The sequence below is a fragment of the Caballeronia sp. GAWG1-1 genome (genome assembly GCF_023631465.1).
Taxonomy (GTDB): domain Bacteria; phylum Pseudomonadota; class Gammaproteobacteria; order Burkholderiales; family Burkholderiaceae; genus Caballeronia.
Genome location: NZ_JALQDB010000093.1, coordinates 1 through 1,378, shown reverse-complemented (window position 1 = coordinate 1,378; position 1,378 = coordinate 1). Strand labels below are relative to the sequence as shown.

1 protein-coding gene is annotated in these 1,378 nt (G+C 59.1%); it reads right to left on the bottom strand.

All coding sequences use genetic code 11. The annotated features are described in order from the left end of the window. Positions 1-74: 74 nt before the first annotated feature. Entirely contained in the window at positions 75-1,325 is a 1,251-nt protein-coding gene (locus tag NCT03_RS33570; protein ID WP_250495504.1) for an IS256 family transposase, read from the bottom strand. Positions 1,326-1,378: the final 53 nt, after the last annotated feature.

Here is a 1,378-nt window from a genome sequence, read left to right as displayed (position 1 = left end):
GGGACTGTCAGATTTTTTGTGTTTGAGGCAGTTAAGGCAACCCGCTTTTCAGCGGGTAGCGGTTTGAGGATCTTTCAGTCGTAGGGATGCGTGAAGCGCGCCTCGTACAGTATCGCGAATTGGTTCATGGCGGCTTTCCAGTCGTGTGCGGCACGCGTCCAGCCTGCCGTGATGTTGCGTAATACCAGCCACAGCAGCTTGGTCGCGGCTTCGTCACTCGGGAAGTGGCCGCGCGTGCGAATGATCTTGCGCAAACCTGCATTCACGCTTTCAAGTGCGTTTGTCGTGTAGATCACCTTGCGTACTGCTGGCGGGAACGTAAAGAAGGGAATGACACGCTCCCACACCCGTCGCCATGCCGAAGCCACCGTCGGATAGCGACGACCCCATTCGCCTTGGTCGAACGCATCGAGTTCGGCAGCAGCGGCTTCGGCGCTGGGTGCGGTGTACACCGGCTTGAGCGCGGCGGCCAACGGCTTACGGTCCTTCCAGTTCGCGTAGTCCAGACTGCTGCGAATCAGGTGCACGATGCAAGTCTGCAACGTTGTCTTCGGGAACACGGCTCCAAGCGCTTGCTCCATGCCTTGCAGGCCGTCGGTGACGGCGATCAGGATGTCATGAACGCCGCGCGTCTTCAAGTCATTAAAGACCTTCATCCAAAACTTGGCGCCTTCGGTGTTCTCGATCCACAGGCCCAGAATATCGCGAGAACCGTCCGGCAGGACGCCCAGGGCTAGATAGACCGCTTTGTTGCGCACCAAGCCGTCTGCACGGATTTTTACCCGTAAAGCGTCGAAGAAGACCACCGGATACATCGGCTCGAGCGGACGGCTCTGCCAGACAAGCACCTCGTCCATGACGGCGTCGGTGATCGAGCTAATGAACTCCGGCGACACCTCCGTGCCGTACTGCTCCTGCAAAAACGCCCGAATCTCGCGCACCGTCATGCCGCGCGCGTACAGGGCGATAATCTTGTCGTCGAAGCCCGTAAAACGGCGCTCGTGCTTCGGGATGAGGATCGGTTCGAAGGTGGAATCACGGTCTCGCGGAATCTGCAGGTGTAGCGGGCCATCGGATGTCAGCACCTTCTTGGCGCTGTGCCCGTTGCGCTGATTCGTGGCCGTAGCCGGCTTCTCAGCCCCGGGCTCGTAGCCCAGATGCTGACCGAGTTCAGCCCCCAGAGCGCGCTCGATGAGCGCCTTCTTCAAAGCGGCGGACAGATCCTCAATTGAAGCTGCCGTCATCGGGCCTGAGGCCAATTGGTCGAGCAGCTCTTTAGGGATTGACGGCAGTTCTCGTGGCGGTGTCTTGGGTTTGCGTGGCATAACGGCTCCATTTCCATAATGGTAGCCTCACACACAAAATTGCTGACAGTCCC

Bases quoted from the DNA above. Each gene is read 5' to 3' on its own strand.
- NCT03_RS33570 (WP_250495504.1), bottom strand. From the start codon at position 1,325: ATGCCACGCAAACCCAAGACACCGCCACGAGAACTGCCGTCAATCCCT.